Source organism: Psychrobacter sp., assembly GCF_036731945.1.
GTDB lineage: Bacteria > Pseudomonadota > Gammaproteobacteria > Pseudomonadales > Moraxellaceae > Psychrobacter.
In genome coordinates this window covers 1-2,131 of record NZ_DAINDI010000049.1, presented here as the reverse complement: position 1 = coordinate 2,131, position 2,131 = coordinate 1, and the positions used below count along the sequence as shown (strand labels likewise).

Below are 2,131 nucleotides of genomic sequence, written 5' to 3'. Positions count from 1 at the left end.
CGCCAAAAAAACCGCGGGGGTATTGGGTGATGATTTGGCGTTGAATGCCGAGCAGGTCACCGGCGTCACAGCAAATCGTGAACTGCCAGTCGTTTGGGCGGTCGCCAAAGGCTCGTTTATTAATAAGCTTATTTTGGTGCCAGCAGCTATCCTTATTAGCGCCATTTATCCGCCTTTAATCACCTTTTTACTGATGTGTGGTGGCCTGTTTTTGGTTTATGAAGGCGCTGAAAAAGTCATTCATCGCTTTTGGCCGCATGCCCTGCCAGATGATGAAGAGCAAAATGCTCGTCGGCAAGCTAACGCTGATAAAAACGTTGATTTGGTCGCCTTTGAAAAAGAAAAAATCAAAGGGGCGGTGCGTACTGATTTTATTTTATCAGCAGAAATTATTGTGATTGCGCTAGGTGCAACGGCAACCGCTACGCTGTTACAACGTAGTTTGGTGCTGTCTATTTTAGCCATCGGTATTACTGTCGGTATTTATGGTTTGGTCGCGGGCATCGTTAAAATCGACGACTTAGGCTTGCATATGATGGAGAAAGATGGCGATTTTACTCAAAAAGTCGGTAAAATTTTATTTGCGGCAGCACCTAAACTGATGAAGTTTTTATCTATCGCTGGTACTCTAGCAATGTTTTTAGTTGGTGGCGGTATTTTGGTACACGGTATTAATTTTTTGCACCATGAAGTTGAGGACATTGCCCATTTGACTGGTGTGTTTGAAAGCTTTACCACTGCCTTATTAAATGGCGTTATCGGCTTTATTATTGGTGCTGCGATTGTTGCGGTATTTACTATTATCAATAAGATACGCCATAAAGATGAGCCTACTGCCCATTAAGCTTGTTTTTTGAAGATTAAGACTATCAAAACGTGGCATTGATATATAGTGAGTGAAAAGTAATATTGATACATCACGCACTGCTGATATCAATTTTTCTCGCTTGCTGTGCCTACGCAGACAGAGGCTACAAAAAATTGATATCAGCAATACCGTCGCGTTTTTAGGATGTTTTGACTATAAAAGATCGTTATAAAGCTATATTCATAGAAAAGCCCCAAAGTTGCTAACAACTTTGGGGCTTTGATATTTTATAAAAGAGTATTAATGACAGCTATTAGCTTTCACTATCAGAATCGTCGTTTTCTGATTTTTCCGCTTGCGTCGGCTTTTTATGCTCCGCTTTTGGCTTACGCGTCCGCGCTTTTGGCACTTTTGGCGTGGTTAAATTAAACATGCCTTTTTGTGGCAATAATTGCTCGGCCACATTTTCGATCATGTTTTTATAACTGGCGATGGTCGTTTTAGACTTCGCCGCCTGAATTTCCTCTTTTGTCGCTTGCTCTGATAGCTGTTCAGTTGACTCAGAAGCTTGCTCGTTTTCACTTTGCTCGACATCAGACTCAGCATCAGCATCTTTAGCTTCAGTATCTACTGTCTCAACGTTTTGCGCTTCTACGGCATCAACATCAGATTGCCCCGAGTCTTCTGCTTCGAGCGCTTGCTCTACTTTTAGCAACTCTTCACTATCGGCGCTGACATCTTCTGTCTGACTTTGATTGGCCAGGGCAGTGGCATCTACATTCTGAGCGTCAACGTTAACGTCAGCATCGCTGTTAGCTGCTAAAGCGTCGTTATTAGGCGCTTCGGCGACTGTGGTTGCAGCTGGCTCCTGATAGTCAGGATGCTGACCGCGTGGGTCGTTGCTCGCTCGCTTGCTAATAGGGCGGGGCTCAACGGTTGTTTTACCTTGCGCCGCAGCAAACTGACTGACGGCTTGCGTCATCGCCTCAAAGCTTGCGAGATAATCCGCTGCTAAAGGCTCATAACCATAGTTACTGAAGTCAAAATCTTGCTTGGCAGTTTTGCCAGTTTCGACTTTAGACTCGTTGTTACTATCTACTTTTTCGTTAACAGCGTTAGCTTGCTTTAGATGCAAAGCGATAGCCGCATTAAAGCAATTAATCACGCCTTCAGCGGCTAAACGCGCTTGCGCCTCTGGCAAGGTTGCGCGGATAAACTCACCAACCGTGCCGCGGATAGCTGGAAAGTTTACAGCGCGTTGCTCATTTACCACAGGCGTTTGATTATCCGATGCTGTAGTTGTCGAGGCTTGAGCATGCTGAC

At 44.6% G+C, this 2,131-nt stretch carries 1 protein-coding gene and 1 pseudogene; one reads left to right on the top strand and one right to left on the bottom strand.

Annotated features, from left to right (window positions below):
- On the top strand, nt 1-844 hold an 844-nt coding region (locus V7D75_RS10400), incomplete at its 5' end, for a DUF808 domain-containing protein (protein WP_333614502.1).
- 277 nt (nt 845-1,121) lie between these two features.
- Here V7D75_RS10400 and V7D75_RS10395 read toward each other — a convergent pair.
- Nucleotides 1,122-2,131, bottom strand: a pseudogene (locus tag V7D75_RS10395) (Rne/Rng family ribonuclease); the annotation flags it as partial.